This is a genomic window from Pseudomonas sp. IT-P74 (genome assembly GCF_949768175.1).
GTDB lineage: Bacteria > Pseudomonadota > Gammaproteobacteria > Pseudomonadales > Pseudomonadaceae > Aquipseudomonas.
In genome coordinates this window covers 337,632-354,963 of the sequence record NZ_CATKQD010000077.1, presented here as the reverse complement: position 1 = coordinate 354,963, position 17,332 = coordinate 337,632, and the positions used below count along the sequence as shown (strand labels likewise).

Sequence of the window (17,332 nt, the reverse complement as noted above, 5' to 3'; positions counted from 1 at the left end):
ACGGTTAACACCTCTTCGCGATGGCGATTTTGGTTGTCTGTTCGGATGCGAGGCCTGTCGGCTGACGGGCCACTACCCTGAAAAAAGTGGCGCATTATGCAGACGTCAGCTTGTGTTCGCCAGAGTCTGCACTGCTTTTATGATAGTTGAATGTCGATTCAACCGAGCTCGATGATCTTGTAGTCGTGGGTAATTGCCACGCCGGCCGCGCCGAGCATGATCGAGGCCGAGCAATACTTCTCGGCAGACAGCTCGATGGCGCGTTTGACCTGTGCTTCTTTCAGGCCGCGGCCCTTGACCACAAAGTGCATATGGATCCTGGTGAACACCTTTGGATCTTCGGTCGCACGCTCGGCTTCGAGGAAGGCTTCACAGCTTTCGACCGCCTGGCGGGATTTCTTGAGAATGCTGACCACATCGAAATTGCTGCAACCGCCGACACCCAGCAGCAGCATTTCCATCGGCCGGACACCCAGGTTGCGTCCGCCAGCATCGGGCGGACCGTCCATGACCACGACATGACCGCTACCGGATTCGCCGAGGAACATGGCTTCGCCAGCCCATTGGATGCGTGCCTTCATCGCCAAGACTCCACTGTATAAAAAAGGGTCGCCAGCTTAGCACAGGCCCCGTGATTGACAGCGCCCGGCGTCCTGGGACATATCCAACTGCCTTGTAGGTAAATGCTCGAATATTGCAGGACGTGTCTGTTAAGCTGACGCCAATTCTATGGCGCATAGCCAGCTTTACTCCAGCGTTCACTATTTATAAAAACCAAACATACCGTGCAGTTTTTTCGGGATACAACCATGGTTGCTATTGCCCCCAACTCCAAGATCAAGAACCTCGACAAGCTGTTGATGCATTGCCAGCGCCGCCGTTATCAGGCCAAGAGCAACATCATTTGTGCCGGCGACCGCTCGGAAACGCTGTTCTTCATCATCAAAGGCTCTGTCACCATCCTGATCGAAGATGACGATGGCCGGGAAATGATCATTTCCTACCTGAACGCCGGGGACTTTTTCGGCGAGCTGGGCCTGTTTGAGCAAGCCGGCCTGGAGCAGGAGCGCAGCGCCTGGGTGCGGGCCAAGGTTGAATGCGAAGTCGCGGAAATCAGCTACGCGAAATTCCGCGAATTGTCCCTGCAGGATCCGGACATTCTTTACGTCCTCAGCGGACAAATCGCACAGCGCCTGCGTAACACCACGCGCAAGGTCGGTGACCTGGCCTTCTTTGACGTGACCGGTCGAGTCGCCCGCTGTCTGCTGGAGCTGTGCAAACAGCCAGACGCCATGACGCACCCCGACGGCATGCAAATCAAGGTGACCCGTCAGGAAATCGGGCGAATTGTCGGTTGTTCGCGGGAGATGGTCGGTCGCGTGCTCAAGGATCTGGAAGAACGCAACCTGGTGGACGTCAAAGGCAAGACCATGGTGGTCTTCGGTACGCGATAAGCTCGAAAACCTAGCCGCTGAACATCTGCACCAGCATCAACCGGTAGAGTTCGTCGAGGCGCGCCAGGGCATCGTGCGCCGCGAACTTCTCATGCAACGCGATGTGGCTTTCGGCGCGTACACGTTGTTCCAGACTGCAGGCCTCGTTGAAACGATTGACCGCGGCGACCATCGACTCTCTCTCGTTATCGATCAGCATCGCCCCGTGCACCAGTCCTACCGCACGCTGCCCCCCCTGGCTTTGGCGCCAGCGCTGGGCGGTACCGACCATCTTGCGTCCATCGAGGTTGACGTTGAAGCGACCGTCACAGAAAGCGCCTTCGATTTCACCCAGGGACGACGTACCACCCAACTCATCCAGCAACTGACAGATTGGATCGCATAGACGCCGGTAACCGGTCTCGATGCGATTCAGATCCCCTTCGCTGCGTGGTGGCGCATATACCAATGCGATATTGATCGTTGAGGCCGATTGCGGCACCGGCTCGCCACCGGTTTCACGCAACAGCACTGGCCAACCCGCCGCCGCTGACACTTCGCTGGCGGCTTCAAAACCGGGCAAGCGGTTCAAACGGCGTGGCATGACCAGCGCCCGATCGCTCGGCTGCCAGAACAGCAGGCCGGACTCCGCGTCGCCGGCACAGACCGACGCTAGCAAATCCTGTTCAGCTTGCAGGCCGGCTTCGATGGTCAGGGAAATAGGTAAGGTCATAAGGTATTCCGTAGGACATAAAGTCTGTGGTGCTTCTTATGCCGCTATCGCGAGCAATCTCGCTCACACATTTGATCCCGGCAGCCCATGGATTTTGTGGCCGCCATCAACCCCTGTGGGAGCGAGCTTGCTCGCGATGCTTTTTAGTCGAGGGTCGAGCCGCTGACGGGAATGCCGCGCTCAGGGAAGAACAGACGCTGCAACTCGGCACCCGGGCTTTCGGCGCGCATGAACGCCTCGCCGACCAGGAACGCGTAGACGTCGCTGATTTCCATCAGTTCGACATCGGCGCGGTTGAGAATGCCGCTCTCGGTGATGACCAGTCGATCGCGCGGAATACGCGGCAACAGGTCGAGGGTGGTTTCCAGGCTGACGTCGAAGGTGTGCAGGTTGCGGTTGTTGATGCCGACCAGCGGAGTGTCGAGGGTTTTCAACGCCCGCTCCAGTTCGTCGCCGTCGTGGACTTCCACCAACACATCGAGGTTGACGCTTTTGGCCACGGCTGCCAGTTCGGCCATTTTCACGTCATCCAGCGCGGAAACGATCAACAGCACGCAGTCGGCACCCAAGGCACGGGCTTCGACGATCTGGTATGGATCAATCATGAAGTCCTTGCGGATCACCGGCAGCTGGCAAGCCGCGCGGGCCTGCTGCAGGTAGGCGTCAGCGCCCTGGAAATAATCGATATCGGTGAGTACCGACAGACAGGTCGCGCCGCCCTTCTCGTAGCTCCTGGCGATGTCGGCGGGAACGAAGTTCTCGCGGATCACGCCTTTGCTCGGCGAGGCTTTCTTGATTTCGGCAATGACTGCCGGTTGCTTCAGCTTGGCCTGAGCCAGCAAGGCCTTGGCAAAACCACGGGGTGCATCGGCCGCCTTGGCCAGGTTTTCCAGCTCGGCGAGGCTTACGCGAGCGCTACGCTCGGCGACTTCTTCGACCTTGCGCGCCAGAATCTTTTCCAGAACCGTCGGTACACTCATCCCTCATTCTCCACTTTGAATACCGCGGTAAATGCACCCAGTTCCTCGAGCTTTTCTCGAGCGAGGCCGGTGTGCAGCGCATCGTGCGCCAAGGCAACGCCTTCTTTCAGGCTGCTGGCATGGTCGGCCGCGTAGAGTGCGGCACCGGCATTGAGCATGATCATCTCGGCCGCTTTCTGACCGTTCTCGGTCTTGCGCTTGCCCAGGGCATCGCGAATCAGTTCAAGAGAAGCCGCCGGGCTATCCACCGCCAGGCCATGCAGGCTTTGGCTCTTCATGCCCAGGTCTTCCGGCTCGACCCAATACTCGGTGACCTGGCCATCCTTCAGCTCAGCGACAAACGTCGGCGCGGCCAGGCTGAATTCATCCAGGCCATCCTTCGAATGCACCACCAATACATGCTTGCTGCCCATACGCTGCAAGACTTCCGCCAGCGGCCGGCACAAGGCCTGGGTGAACACGCCTACCACCTGGTGCTTCACACCGGCCGGATTCGTAAGCGGGCCGAGCATGTTGAACAAGGTACGCAAGCCCAGATCCCGGCGCGGACCGGCGGCGTATTTCATCGCAGAGTGATGGGTCTGGGCAAACATGAAACCAATACCAACGTTGTCAATGCAGCGCGCCACCTGCACCGGCGTCAGGTTCAGGTAGATACCGGCCGCCTCCAGCAGGTCGGCGCTGCCGCTCTTGCCCGAGACTGCACGATTGCCGTGCTTGGCCACGGTGCAGCCAGCAGCGGCAACCACGAACGCAGCAGCGGTCGACACGTTGAAGATATTGGCACCGTCGCCTCCGGTGCCCACCACATCGACCACTCCGTCGAGGGTCTTGAGCTCGACTTTGTCCGCCAGCTCGCGCATCACCGACACTGCGCCGACGATTTCGTCGATGCTTTCGCTCTTCATGCGCATGGCCATCATGAACGCGCCTATCTGCGCGTCCGAGCATTGCCCGGTCATGATTTCGCGCATGACATCGCGCATTTCATCGGTGCTGAGGTCGAGGTGCTCGACGATACGGCTCAGGGCTGTCTTGATGTTCATGAAAAGTCCTTAGCGCGTGCCGCCGGTTTGTTTGAGGAAGTTGGCGAACAGTTCGTGGCCCTGTTCGGTGAGGATCGACTCAGGGTGGAACTGCACGCCTTCGATGTTCAGAGTCTTGTGACGCAGGCCCATGATCTCGTCGACCGAGCCGTCTTCGAGCTGGGTCCAGGCGGTCAGTTCCAGGCAATCTGGCAAGGTTTCGCGCTTGACGATCAATGAATGATAGCGGGTCACCGTCAGCGGACGATTCAAGCCTGCGAATACCCCCTTGTCCTCGTGGAATACCGGGCTAGTCTTACCGTGCATCACTTGACGGGCGCGCACCACATCACCGCCAAAGGCCTGGCCGATGGACTGATGGCCGAGGCAGACGCCAAGAATCGGCAGTTTGCCGGCGAAATGCTTGATCGCTTCAATCGAAATGCCGGCTTCGGTCGGGGTGCAAGGACCGGGGGACACAACGATGCGCTCAGGGTTGAGGGCTTCGATTTCAGCGATGGTCAATTCATCGTTGCGCACGACTTTGACCTGGGAGCCGAGCTCGCCCAGGTACTGCACAACGTTGTAGGTAAAGGAGTCGTAGTTATCGATCATCAGCAACATGGCGTATAGAACCTCTTGAATTCACTGACTTTGAAGATGGCCTTCGAATGATTGACCCGCAGGGCGCTGCGCCTTGTCTGGTGCCGGTGTAGCGCCAGCAAAGCGGCATTTCAAACAGGTAAAGAAGGCAAAGCGATACAGGTCCGGCGAGGCCGGCAAAAGAATTCAGGCGCGCCAACGCCAGCGGGCGTGTGCCTTGATGACTTGATCCAGGAGTTTACTGATGATCAACACGGGGAAGGTCTCGTTCGTACGTCCCGGCACAGTAACTTAGCTGGGCAGAGCGTGCAATATCACCGGGGGTACTGCCCGCGAAACTATCAAAGGCTTCGCGACAGATGGCAAAAGGCCGGAAGTTTTTGGTACTGTCGTTTCGTTCACTAAAACAATAAATAAACGGACTTGCACATGATCAAACAGTCGTTGTTTGTACCGCTCGCAGGATGCTTGCTCGCGATGGCATGCGCCCAGGCGAACGCCGCACCTAATCCTTATACAAGTTTCATTGTCTTCGGGGACAGCCTCAACGATGCAGGGACCTTTACCGACACGGGCGGGCCTGCCGGAGCGACGCAGCGTTACACCAACCGGACCGGGCCGGTTTACCTGGATGGCAGCGGCGAAGTCCGCTCGCTCAACGCCACGCAGATCCTGGGTGGAAAACTGGGGTATTCACCGGACCAGACGGCATCCTCTGCTTCAGCCGTTCGCGCCAACGAAGGCCTGCCTGATGGTAATAACTGGGCTGTAGGCGGCTATCGTACCGACCAGATTCTTGATTCGATTACCAGCATCTCCGCCACCGGCGAACGCACCCGGGCCGGCTATCTTCCGTCCAATAACTTCCGTGCCGACCCGAATGCACTGTATTACCTGTCCGGTGGCGGTAACGACTTCCTGCAAGGTCGCGTCACCAGCCTGCCCCAGGCCAGTGCCGCCGCCGACCGCCTGGCCGACAGCGTGCAGACACTGCAAACCGCCGGCGCCAAATACATCATGGTCTGGCTGCTGCCGGATATCGGCTTTACCCCGGCGTTCAACGGCACCCCACTGCAAGCGTTCACGTCCCAACTCAGCGCCCAGTTCAACACTGAACTGGTAAGCCGACTGCAAAACATCAACGCCGAAGTCATTCCGCTCAACATTCCGGTACTGCTCAAAGAGACGTTCGCCAACCCGGCGCAGTTTGGCCTGGCCACCGACCAGAACCTCATCGCCACCTGCTTCAGCGGCAACGGTTGCACCGAGAACGCCCGCTACGGCATCAACAGCGCCACGCCGGACCCGACCAAGCTGATCTACAACGACTCGGTGCACCCCACCGAAGCCGGGCAGCGTCTGATTGCCGATTACGCCTATTCCCTGCTGGCGGCGCCGTGGGAGCTGACCTTGCTGCCGGAAATGGCCCAGGGCACCGTGCGTGCGCATCAGGACGAATTGCGCAATCAGTGGCTGGCCGACTGGGAAAACTGGCAAGGCGTCGGCCAATGGCGAGCCATTGTTTCCGGCGGCGGACAGCATCAGGACTTTGACGGTCAGGACAGCGTGGCAAGCGCCGACGGCAACGGAGCCAACTTGAACATCGGCGGCAGCTATCGTCTCGACGATGCCTGGCGTGTTGGCCTGGTGGCCGGTTTCTATAACCAGAAACTCGAAGCCGGCAACAACGACTCCGACTACAAGCTCAACACTTACCTGGGCACGGCATTCGCCCAGTATCAGCAAAACCGTGTGTGGGCTGATGCGGCGTTGACGGCCGGGCATCTGGATTACGACAGCCTCAAGCGTAAATTCCAGCTGGGCGTCAACGAACGCGGCGAAAAAGGCGATACCAGCGGCTACGTCGAAGCCTTCAGCGCACGCGTGGGTTACGACATTGCGCAACAAGCCAGCAGCCCCTGGCACCTGTCGCCGTTTGTCAGCGCCGACTTCTCCAAGGTGCAAGTCGATGGTTACTCGGAGGATGGCAACGATTCCACGGCGCTGACCTTCGCCGATCAGGAGCGTATTTCCCGGCGTCTGGGGGCTGGCCTGCAGGGCAAATACCAGATCACCCCGCAAACCCAGGTATTCGGCGAAGCGGCAATCGAACGTGAGTACAACGACGATACCCAGGACGTGGACATCAACCTCAACAGCCTGCCAAACAACCAGTTCACACTGGAAGGCTACACCCCGCAAAGTCACTTGCAACGTGTGAACCTGGGGGTGAGCCACAACCTCACCAAGGACCTGGCACTGCGCGCCAGCTACAACATCCGCAAGGACGACGACTTCACCCAACAGGGCATCAACGTAGGTGTTGCGCTGGACTTCTGATGTGCTGGCAATAAAAAACGCGGCGCCCTCACAGGCGTCGCGTTTTTTATGGTGTCCGCAAATCCCCTGTAGGCGCCAGCTTGCTAGCGAAGGTGTGTCAGTCGACACTGTGTTGCTGACACTCCTTCGCTAGCAAGCTAGCTCCTACAGTAGGTTTTGCGTGGATCAGGTATTCGGGGTCTGTTCTGCCAGGGCAACGGCGCGGAACATCGCGCGACGCTTGTTCAGGGTTTCTTCCCATTCCAGCGCCGGCACCGAGTCGGCAACGATGCCGCCACCAGCCTGCACATGCAGTTCGCCGTTCTTGATCACTGCCGTGCGGATCGCAATGGCGGTGTCCATGTTGCCGTTCCAGGCGAAGTAACCGACTGCACCGCCGTAGACGCCACGCTTGACCGGCTCCAGTTCGTCGATGATTTCCATCGCGCGAATCTTCGGTGCGCCGGACAAGGTGCCCGCCGGCAGGATCGCCCGCAGTGCGTCCATGGCCGTCAGCCCGGCTTTCAGTTGCCCGGTGACGTTGGACACGATGTGCATCACGTTGGAGTAACGCTCGATGACCATCTTCTCGGTGAGCTTCACCGAGCCGATTTCCGATACGCGACCGGTGTCGTTGCGGCCGAGGTCGATCAGCATCAAGTGTTCGGCGATTTCCTTGTCGTCCGACAGCAGGTCTTTTTCCAGCGCCAGGTCAGCCTCTTCGTTGGCGCCTCGCGGACGGGTACCGGCAATCGGGCGGACGGTGATCAGGTTGTCTTCGACCCGCACCAGCACTTCCGGCGAACTGCCGACGACGTGGAAGTCGCCGAAGTTGAAGAAGTACATGTAAGGCGTCGGGTTGAAGCAGCGCAGCGCGCGGTATAGATCGATGGGTGCCGCCTTGAAGTCGATCGACATGCGCTGGGATGGCACGACCTGCATGCAGTCACCGGCCAGGATGTATTCCTTGATGGTATCGACGGCTTTTTCGTAATCGCTCTGGGTGAAGCTGGAGCGGAACACCGGGTCAGCCGATTGTTGCTTGCTGAAATCCAGGCCACGGCGTGGAGTGATCGGCTGACGGAGTTTTTCCAGCAGCTCTTCCAGGCGCGCACGACCTTGTTCGAAGGCGTCGTCCTGCGCCGGGTCGGCCAGGACGATAGCGTGCATCTTGCCGGCCAGGTTGTCGAACACCACCACCGCGTCGGACACCATCAGCAGAATGTCCGGGACGCCCAACGGGTCCGGATTCGGACATTTGCCCAGGCGTTTCTCGACATAACGCACGCAGTCATAGCCGAAGTAACCCACCAGGCCGCCGTTGAAACGCGGCAAGCCGGCAATGGTCGGCACGTTGTAGCGAGCCTTGAACGCTTCGACAAAGGCCAACGGGTCTTCCACATCGTGGCTTTCGGTCTCGACACCATCGACGGTCACGCTGACGTGATGATCATGAACCCGCAGCACGGTACGGCACGGCAGGCCGATGATCGAGTAACGGCCCCACTTCTCGCCGCCCTGTACGGACTCCAGCAAGTAGGAATTGGGCTCGTCAGCCAGCTTCAGGTAGATCGACAGCGGCGTGTCGAAGTCGGCCAGGGTTTCGCAGGCAAGCGGGATGCGGTTGTAGCCGGCAGCGGCCAAACGCAGGAATTCTTCGCGGATCATGAGGTGCCTCGTGGCTTGAGGGTCGAACAGTCAGGTATGCAAACGCGCCGGGAACCGGCCAGGATCAAGTCAGGCGCGCCAACGCCAGCGGGCCAGGGCCTTGATGACTTTCATCCAGAGTTTGCGAGTGACCACCACGATGGCGTTTCCAGAAGGGGGTTTGACAGCGTCGGCCAACGTTATCTCAGCGGCCGGATCCAGGCAACCGGGAATTAGTTTACGCAGGTCATCGATCACCAGTGCCGGCGATTCTTCCGCGATCGGCCGGCCGTGGTTATAGCCGTAGCTCAGGGCCACGCACTTGACCCCCGCCGCTTTCGCCGCCAGCACATCGCTGCGCGAATCGCCGACGAACAACGACTGCGAAGCCGGAATGTTGGCCATTTTCATCACGAAAAACAGCGCGGCCGGATCGGGCTTTTTCTGTGGCAGAGTGTCGCCGCCGATGATCCAGCGGAAATAACGGCCGATTTTCATCTGATCCAACAGCGGCGCGACGAAACGCTCCGGCTTGTTGGTGATCAGCGCCATCTCGACGCCCTGCTTTTTCAGCCATTTGAGGGTGTCGCGCACGCCTGGGTAAACCACGGTCAACTCATGGCTCTCGCCATAAGCCTGCATGAAATACTCCAGCGCCCGTTCGGCTTCATGGTCATCGACCGCCGAATGATCGATAGCACCAGCCAGCGCACGGCGCACCAGCACCGGCGCGCCGTTGCCGACCCATTCGCGTACCGCGTCCAGACCGGCGGGCTTGCGACCGAGTTTGAGCAGCATCTTGTCCACAGCCACTGCCAGGTCCGGGACCGAGTCGATCAAGGTACCGTCCAGATCGAACATCACCAGCCGCGGCAGTTGCCCCGGGAACAACTGCTCAAAACCACTCATGGGCGGGCCAGCGCCAGTTCGGAGCGCATCTTGTCGATGACTTCCTGATAGTTCGGCGCATTGAAGATGGCCGAGCCGGCGACGAAAGTGTCGGCACCGGCCGCCGCGATTTCGCGGATGTTGTTCACGTTCACGCCACCGTCGATTTCCAGGCGAATGTCACGGCCCGACGCATCGATCAACGCCCGCGCTTCGCGCAGCTTGTCGAGGGTACCTGGGATGAACTTCTGCCCGCCGAAGCCCGGGTTGACGCTCATCAACAGGATCATGTCGACCTTGTCCATCACGTACTTGAGCACGTCCAGCGGGGTCGCCGGGTTGAACACCAGGCCCGACTTGCAGCCGCCTTCGCGGATCATCTGCAGGGAGCGGTCGACGTGCTGGGTAGCTTCCGGGTGGAAGGTGATGTAGGTCGCGCCAGCTTCAATGAAGTCGCCGACGATGCGGTCCACCGGGCTGACCATCAGGTGCGCGTCGATCGGCGCGGTCACGCCGTACTTGCGCAGCGCCGAGCAGACCATCGGGCCGATGGTCAGGTTCGGCACGTAATGGTTGTCCATGACATCGAAGTGCACGAAGTCGGCGCCGGCGGCCAGGACGTTGTCCACTTCTTCACCCAGGCGGGCGAAGTCGGCGGAGAGAATCGACGGAGCAATTACGAAGGGCTGCATGACGCACCTTTTCTGAGCAGAATCACGATGGCGCGCATTGTATACCTCATGCTTTGACGCGCGCACCGTGAGCGCGATGATTGGACCTTGCCATCATCCATCGACGGCAATTGCCCTAGTACGCCGCGCGATAGATTTTTTCGATATCGACGGCACTCAATTTGCGCGGATTGTTGCGCATCAAGCGCTCGATCCCCGCCGCTTCCACGGCCATGGACGGGATGGCGTCCTCGGGCACACCGAAACTGCGCAGGCCTTGGGGAATTTCAACGGCGGCACACAGTTCGGACATGGCTTGCACAGCTTTGTCGGCCGCTTCGTTGATGCTCAAGTGAGCGGTCTTCACGCCCATGGCCTCGGCAATATCCTGCATGCGTTCGATGCAGGCCATCTTGTTCCAGGTCATGACATGGGGCAGTAGCAAGGCATTACTGACGCCATGGGCAATGTTGAAGCGCCCGCCCAGCGGATACGCCAGCGCATGCACCGCGCCAACCCCGGCATTGCCGAACGCCATGCCGGCCATCAGGCTGGCAGTGGCCATGTCTTCCCGGGCTTGCAGGTTCGACGGGTTGGCGTAGGCCTTGGGCAAAGCCTTGGCGATCAACTTGATGGCGCCGATGGCCAGGGCATCGGTGATCGGCGAGGCGTTGACCGACAGATAGGACTCGATGGCATGCACCAGCGCATCGACGCCGCTGGCCGCCGTGACGCTGCGCGGACAGGTCAGGGTCATTTGCGGACTGACCAGCGCCACATCAGGCAACAGGTAGTCGCTGACAATGCCCTTCTTCAGTTGCGCGAGCTTGTCGGAAAGGATGGCGACGTTGGTCACTTCCGAGCCGGTGCCGGCGGTGGTCGGGATGGCGATCAGCGGCGGGCCCTTGCGCGGGACCTGATCGATACCGAACAGATCCTCCAGCGCACCGTGGTACCCGGCGTAGGCCGCCACGCTCTTGGCAATGTCGATGGCACTGCCGCCGCCAAGGCCGATCAAGCCGTCATGCCCACCGTCGCGATAAGCCTGCATGCAATCTTCGACGATGGCGATTTCGGGGTCCGGGAGCACCCGGTCGAAAATCTCGTAACTGCGTTCGCCCAACTGCGCCAGTGCCAGTTCTACCGTGCCGGACTTGACCAGGGCGGCGTCGGTGACGATCAGCGGGTTGTCGATGTCCAGACGCCTCAGCTCGGCAGACAGCTGCTCGATGGCACCTGCGCCGGTGATCAGTTTGTGAGCGATTTTGAAAGAGGAAAGACCCATATGCGCAGCCTCTTATAGGTAGGGGAGCTGGGCACAATAGTAGCTGGGGATTGGGGTTTGTCTGCCATTCAGGAGGTGAATGACCGGACCTCCCGAAAACTACCAAAAACACTTGTAGGAGCGAGCCTGCTCGCGATGAACCTGAGAGCGCCGCGGGGTGTCAGGTTTCCCGCGTTATCGTTGACGTTCATCGCGAGCAAGCTCGCTCCTACAGGGGATTGATGTGAAGCTTTAAACCTGCGCCGTACGCAGCTTCTCGCTCCGCCCACGCAGCCACTCCAGGGTCAGCAGCAGGATCACCGAGAAAGCAATCAGCAGCGTCGCGGCGGCGGCGATGGTCGGGCTGAGGTTTTCGCGGATGCCGCTGAACATCTGCCGTGGCAGGGTCGCTTGTTCGGGACCTGCGAGGAACAGCGTCACCACCACTTCATCGAACGAAGTCGCGAAGGCGAACAGCGCCCCGGAGATCACGCCAGGCGCAATCAGCGGCAAGGTCACCCGGCGGAACGTGGTCAGCGGCGAAGCACCCAGGCTCGCAGCGGCCCGCACCAGGTTGTGGTTGAACCCCTGCAAGGTAGCGGAAACGGTAATGATCACGAACGGCACACCCAATACCGCATGCACCACGATCAGCGAGAAGAAGCTGTTACCCAGCCCCAACGGAGCAAAGAACAGGTAACTGGCCACACCGATGATCACCACCGGCACCACCATCGGTGAAATCACCAGCGCCATCACCAACGCCTTGCCGGGGAAGTCGCCCCGGGTCAGGCCGATCGCCGCCAGCGTACCGAAGACCATGGCCAGCACCGTGGCCGCCGGGGCGACGATGATGCTGTTCTTCAGGGCGCGCATCCATTCCGCCGAGGCGAAGAAATCGTGATACCACTGCAGCGAGAAGCCCTGCAGCGGGTACACCAGGAAACTGCCGGAGTTGAACGACAGTGGAATGATCACCAGCACCGGCAGGATCAGGAACAACAGAATCAAGCCGCAGAGAATCCGCAAGCTGTAGAACCACACCCGTTCGATGGGCGACATATAAGGACTCAGCATTTCGTTCTCCCCTTAGCTCAGGCGCAGGCGGCTCGCGCCTACCAGCCAGCTGTAAATCAGATAAAGCACGACCGTCGCGAGCAGCAGCAGCCCACCGAGTGCGGTCGCCATGCCCCAGTTGATGCTGGTGTTGGTGTAGAAGGCGACAAAGTAGCTGACCATCTGATCGTTCGGGCTGCCCAGCAATGCCGGGGTGATGTAGTAGCCGATGGCGAGGATGAACACCAACAGGCAACCGGCGCCGACGCCGGCATAGGTCTGCGGGAAGTACACCCGCCAGAAGCTGGCGAACGGATGGCAGCCGAGGGAAATCGCGGCGCGCATGTAGGTCGGCGAGATGCCTTTCATCACGCTGTAGATCGGCAGGATCATGAACGGCAGCAGGATGTGCACCATGGAGATGTAGACACCGACGCGGTTGAACACCAGCTCGATCGGCTTATCGATGATGCCCATGGCCATCAGGCCGCTGTTGATCAGGCCACCCGATTGCAGTAACACGATCCACGCCGCGACCCGTACCAGGATCGACGTCCAGAACGGCAACAGCACCAGAATCATCAGCAGGTTGCTCTGGCGCGACGGCAGGTTCGCCAGCAGGTAAGCCAGGGGATACGCCAGTACCAGGCAGATTACAGTGATGATCAGGCCCATCCAGAAGGTGCGGGCGAAGATGTCGAGGTAGATCGCCTGATCCGGGGTGGCCGGAGCGATTTCGCCGAGGTCGTCGATGCGATGATCGACAGCCGCCAGCAGGTAATACGGGGTGATGCTGCTGGTGTTGCGACGCACCGCTTGCCAGTAGGCCGGGTCGCCCCAGCGCTCATCGAGACCTTCCAGCGCTTCTTTATAAGAAGCCGGCTCAGTGGCGAGCGGCAAGGCGCGGGCGGTTTTGGTCAGCAGGCTGCGGTAGCCGGCCAGTTCCATGTTCAGGCGCTTGGACAGATCGCCCAGGGTCTGATTCTTGCGAGCCTCGGCGAGGTCTTCGGCCGCAGCTTTATAAACCGGTTCAGCGGGCAGGCCGCGGCCGTCCCAACTGGCGATGGCGGTCACGGTGCGCGGCATGCCGCCGACCACTTCCGGGTTGCCAACGCTTTTGTAGAGCAGCGCCACGATCGGCACCAGGAACACCAGCAACAGAAACAGCACCAGCGGCGCGATCAACGCCTGGGCCTTCCAGCGGTTGACCCGCTCGGCGTGCTTGAGCCGCTGCTTCAAGGTGGGGCTGGTGCCCTCGTTCAGGGGAACGGCGATAGCCATGACGTACTCCGGGAATCTTTGATCGTTACAGAGGCGGCGAACCACCTCTGTTGTGTTGAAACACCGCAACCTGTGGGAGCGAGCTTGCTCGCGATGAGGCCATTACATTCAACATCTATGTTGATTGACCCACCGCTTTCGCGAGCAGGCTCGCTCCTACAGGCGAAGCATTACTTCGCAGCCCAGGCGTTGAAGCGCTGTTCCAGTTGCTCGCCGTTGTCAGCCCAGAAGCTGACGTCGATCTGCACCTGGTTGGCGATGTTTTCCGGGGTGGTCGGCATGTCTTTCAGGACATCCTTGGCCAGCAACGGTACGGCCTGGGTGTTGGCCGGGCCGTAGGCGATGTTTTCCGAGTAGGTCTTCTGTTGCTGTGGCTGTACCGAGTAGGCGATGAATTTCTTCGCCGCTTCGGCGCGCTTGGCATCCAGACCTTTTGGAATGGCCCATGCGTCGAAGTCGTAGATGCCGCCGTTCCACACCACTTTCAGGTTGCTTTCTTTCTGCACGGCAGCGATACGACCGTTGTAGGCCGAGCTCATGACCACGTCACCGGAAGCGAGGTATTGCGGCGGTTGTGCGCCGGCTTCCCACCACTGGATGTTCGGCTTGAGTTCATCGAGCTTCTTGAACGCGCGGTCCTGGCCGTCCTTGCCGGCCAGCACTTTGTAGACGTCTTTCGGGGCAACGCCGTCGGCCATCAGTGCGAATTCCAGGGTGTACTTGGCGCCTTTACGCAGGCCACGCTTGCCCGGGAACTGCTTGGTGTCCCAGAAATCCACCCAGCTGGTCGGTGCGCTTTTCAGTTTGTCGGCGTTGTAGGCCAGCACGGTCGACCACACGAAGAAACCCACGCCGCAAGGCTGGATGGCGCCCTTGACGTAGTCTTCGGTCTTGCCGAACAACTTCGGATCAAGTTGTTCGAACATGTCTTCGTCGCAACCACGGGACAACTCCGGCGATTCAACCTCTACCAGATCCCAGGACACGCTCTTGGTGTCGACCATGGCCTTGACCTTGGCCATTTCGCCGTTGTACTCGCCGGCCACGATCTTGCCATTGCCTGCCGCTTCCCACGGTGCGTAGAAGGCTTTGACCTGAGCCGCCTTGTTCGCGCCGCCAAAGGACACCACGGTCAGGTCCGGGCCGGCCGCCATTGCGTGTGCCGCGCCCATCATGCCCAGTGCCAAAGCGGTGTATTTCAGGGATCTCAACATTTATTGTTCTCTCCACGTGCAGGGTTGGTGTTGGTGTTGCCGGGGCGATCAATGCGCCTCTAGAAGTGGGTCGAGTGCGCGAACGTGCTCGACCTGCCAGCCAAGCGGTACCACGTCACCGACGGCGAGCGATGGATCAAGCTCGGCAATCGGCTGTTTCACGAAGAAGTCGGTCTTGCCGCAGACTTCCATGCGAACCCGGACGTGGTCGCCCAGATAGATGAATTCCTCGACTCGCCCGGAGAAACGGTTGACGCATTGGTCGCTGGAGCCATTGAGGCTCACTCGCTCCGGACGAATGGACAGGGTCACCGGCTCGCCGGTCTGGCCGACGTTGACCGCCAAGGCTTCCACCTTCTCACCGCGCCCGAGCTCGACAATGCAACGGTCGCCGGTTTGGCTGTGCAGGCGGCCATTGAGGCGGTTGTTCTCGCCGATGAAGTTGGCGACGAAGGTGTTCTTCGGCTCTTCGTAGAGAGTGCGCGGCGGCGCGATCTGCTGGATTTCGCCCTGATGGAACACCGCCACACGGTCGGACATGGTCAAGGCTTCGCCCTGATCGTGGGTCACGTAGACCACGGTGACGCCAAGGCGCTGGTGCAGGTGCTTGATTTCCATCTGCATGTGTTCACGCAGTTGTTTGTCGAGTGCGCCGAGGGGTTCGTCCATCAGCACCAGTTGCGGCTCGAACACCAGCGCCCGGGCCAATGCCACACGCTGTTGCTGACCGCCGGAAAGCTGCGCCGGGTAACGCTGGGCGAAGGCATCGAGCTGGACCATGCTCAGCACGCGCTTGACCCGGGCACTGACGTCGCTCTTGTTCATGCCGCGCACGGTCAGCGGGAACGCCAGGTTCTCGGCCACCGTCATGTGCGGGAACAATGCGTAGTTCTGGAACACCATGCCGATGTCGCGCTTGTGCGGCGGCACGTTGTTGATGGCGCGCCCGGCCAACAGGATTTCACCCGCGGTCGGCGTTTCGAAGCCGGCGAGCATCATCAGACTGGTGGTCTTGCCGGAGCCGGACGGCCCGAGCAACGTGAGGAATTCGCCTTTGCGAATGTCCAGGTTGAGGTCCTTGACGATCAGGTTCTCGCCGTCGTAGCTCTTCTGCACTCCACGAAAGCTGACCAGAACATCATTGGCCCCTGCGCTTGAATCGACCTGGCTCATACCCACACCTTTGTTATTGATGACTGCTGTGGGACTAAGCCTAGTGGACGCTGGGGACCGCGCAAATCGGGGCGCAAGAGAGATTGGCCTCAGCCGGATGGAAGGTTGGGGGTAGGGATTGCCCTACAAGGATGGCGCAAATGGACAAGGCAGCTGCAGGTGTCGAGCTGCAAGCCGCAAAAGCGAGCAAAACAGTTGTCGCTATTGGATATGCCTGCCATCCCAAGCCAGACGGAGATCCCTTGTAGGAGTGAGCCTGCTCGCGATGGCATCCTGTCAGTCAACATTGCATTGACTGATCCACCGTGATCGCGAGCAGGCTCACTCCTACAGTTTTGGTTGCGGAGCGCTTTAGAGGAGTTTGTGTTCCATCGCGTACTTCACCAGTTCCGCCAGCGAAGTGATGTTGAGCTTTTGCATCAGCCGCGCCTTGTGGGTGCTGATGGTTTTGCTGCTCAGCGCCAGTTGCTGGGCGATGTCGTTGACGTTGGCGCCCTGGGCCAGGCGTTCGAACACGGAGAATTCGCGCTCGGAGAGCAACGAGTGCAATGGGCGCGAATCGGTAAGACCAACCTCGAAAACCATGCGATCGGCCAGTTCCGGATCGATATAGCGCCCACCCGACGCCACTTTGCGAATGGCTGTCAGCAACAGTGCCGGGTCGCTGTCCTTGGTCGCATAACCCGCAGCGCCCACCTTCAACGCCCGGGCGGCCATCTGCGCTTCATCGTGCATCGACAGCACCAGGATCGCCGGTGGATTGTTCAGGGCGCGAATCCGCGGAATCGCTTCCAGGCCGTTGACGCCCGGCATGGAGATGTCCAGCAACACCACTTCGCAGGGCACATGACGCAAGGTGTCGAGCAACTGCTCGCCATTGCTCGCCTCCCCCACTACCAGCAAGTCCTTGGCCAGGCCGATCAACTGCTTGATGCCTTCGCGGACAATAGTGTGGTCTTCGGCTACCAGTACACGGATCACGTTTTTCTCCAGGTTCAAGATCTATCGCGAGCAGGCTCGCCCCCACAGGGGATTTGTGAACGAC

At 60.0% G+C, this 17,332-nt stretch carries 16 protein-coding genes; 2 read left to right on the top strand and 14 right to left on the bottom strand.

What is annotated here, in order from left to right; genetic code table 11:
- Positions 1–158: 158 nt before the first annotated feature.
- A complete protein-coding gene (locus tag ACM6J5_RS25855; RefSeq protein WP_095946117.1) occupies positions 159–581 on the bottom strand; it encodes an OsmC family protein in 423 nt (140 codons plus the stop codon).
- A 228-nt stretch (positions 582–809) separates the two neighbouring features.
- Between ACM6J5_RS25855 and crp the strand changes: the two genes are divergently transcribed.
- Positions 810–1,454, top strand: coding sequence for a cAMP-activated global transcriptional regulator CRP (gene crp / locus ACM6J5_RS25850; RefSeq protein WP_008051651.1), 645 nt, complete (start codon positions 810–812; stop codon positions 1,452–1,454).
- Between the two features lie 10 nt (positions 1,455–1,464).
- On the opposite strand, the gene ACM6J5_RS25845 is transcribed toward crp, so the two are convergent.
- From ACM6J5_RS25845 to ACM6J5_RS25830, 4 genes are all read right to left on the bottom strand, one after another.
- Positions 1,465–2,166 carry a biotin/lipoate A/B protein ligase family protein gene (locus ACM6J5_RS25845; RefSeq protein ID WP_095946116.1) on the bottom strand — a complete coding sequence of 234 codons (702 nt, stop codon included), beginning with the start codon at positions 2,164–2,166 and terminating at the stop codon, positions 1,465–1,467.
- A 143-nt stretch (positions 2,167–2,309) separates the two neighbouring features.
- Complete coding sequence (trpC, locus tag ACM6J5_RS25840) at positions 2,310–3,146, bottom strand: indole-3-glycerol phosphate synthase TrpC (RefSeq protein WP_095946115.1); 837 nt, start codon at positions 3,144–3,146, stop codon at positions 2,310–2,312.
- On the bottom strand, positions 3,143–4,192 hold the full coding sequence (trpD, locus tag ACM6J5_RS25835; RefSeq protein ID WP_095946114.1) for an anthranilate phosphoribosyltransferase: 1,050 nt from the start codon (positions 4,190–4,192) through the stop codon (positions 3,143–3,145). The genes trpC and trpD overlap by 4 nt, the downstream gene beginning before the upstream one ends.
- Before the next feature lie 9 nt (positions 4,193–4,201).
- Positions 4,202–4,795 (bottom strand): aminodeoxychorismate/anthranilate synthase component II, encoded by a 594-nt coding sequence (locus ACM6J5_RS25830; protein ID WP_007980194.1) that lies wholly within the window; start codon positions 4,793–4,795, stop codon positions 4,202–4,204.
- 408 nt (positions 4,796–5,203) lie between these two features.
- Between ACM6J5_RS25830 and estP the strand changes: the two genes are divergently transcribed.
- Entirely contained in the window at positions 5,204–7,114 is a 1,911-nt protein-coding gene (estP, locus tag ACM6J5_RS25825; protein ID WP_095946113.1) for an esterase EstP, read from the top strand.
- 165 nt (positions 7,115–7,279) lie between these two features.
- Here the strand turns inward: estP and trpE are convergent, their stop codons facing one another.
- The 9 genes from trpE to ACM6J5_RS25780 all read right to left on the bottom strand — a co-directional run bounded on the left by trpE (position 7,280) and on the right by ACM6J5_RS25780 (position 17,268).
- A complete protein-coding gene (gene trpE / locus ACM6J5_RS25820) occupies positions 7,280–8,761 on the bottom strand; it encodes an anthranilate synthase component I (RefSeq protein WP_150672001.1) in 1,482 nt (493 codons plus the stop codon).
- Positions 8,762–8,830: 69 nt separating this feature from the next.
- Positions 8,831–9,649: a phosphoglycolate phosphatase gene (locus ACM6J5_RS25815; protein ID WP_095946112.1), complete on the bottom strand. Its 819-nt coding sequence runs from the start codon at positions 9,647–9,649 to the stop codon at positions 8,831–8,833.
- Entirely contained in the window at positions 9,646–10,320 is a 675-nt protein-coding gene (gene rpe / locus ACM6J5_RS25810) for a ribulose-phosphate 3-epimerase (RefSeq protein WP_095946111.1), read from the bottom strand. Before rpe ends, ACM6J5_RS25815 begins: the two co-directional genes overlap by 4 nt.
- 115 nt (positions 10,321–10,435) lie before the next feature.
- Entirely contained in the window at positions 10,436–11,584 is a 1,149-nt protein-coding gene (locus ACM6J5_RS25805) for an iron-containing alcohol dehydrogenase (protein ID WP_414929592.1), read from the bottom strand.
- A gap of 231 nt (positions 11,585–11,815) precedes the next feature.
- Positions 11,816–12,640, bottom strand: a complete 825-nt coding sequence (locus tag ACM6J5_RS25800; protein ID WP_007980200.1) for an ABC transporter permease — start codon at positions 12,638–12,640, stop codon at positions 11,816–11,818.
- Positions 12,641–12,652: 12 nt separating this feature from the next.
- The gene (locus tag ACM6J5_RS25795; protein WP_007980201.1) at positions 12,653–13,900 is read right to left on the bottom strand and encodes an ABC transporter permease; all 1,248 of its coding nucleotides are present in this window, start codon (positions 13,898–13,900) and stop codon (positions 12,653–12,655) included.
- Between the two features lie 170 nt (positions 13,901–14,070).
- Positions 14,071–15,114: a polyamine ABC transporter substrate-binding protein gene (locus tag ACM6J5_RS25790; RefSeq protein WP_095944869.1), complete on the bottom strand. Its 1,044-nt coding sequence runs from the start codon at positions 15,112–15,114 to the stop codon at positions 14,071–14,073.
- Positions 15,115–15,162: 48 nt separating this feature from the next.
- Positions 15,163–16,287 (bottom strand): ABC transporter ATP-binding protein, encoded by a 1,125-nt coding sequence (locus ACM6J5_RS25785; protein WP_046039490.1) that lies wholly within the window; start codon positions 16,285–16,287, stop codon positions 15,163–15,165.
- Positions 16,288–16,638: 351 nt separating this feature from the next.
- Entirely contained in the window at positions 16,639–17,268 is a 630-nt protein-coding gene (locus ACM6J5_RS25780; protein WP_008051638.1) for a response regulator transcription factor, read from the bottom strand.
- Positions 17,269–17,332 lie beyond the last annotated feature (64 nt).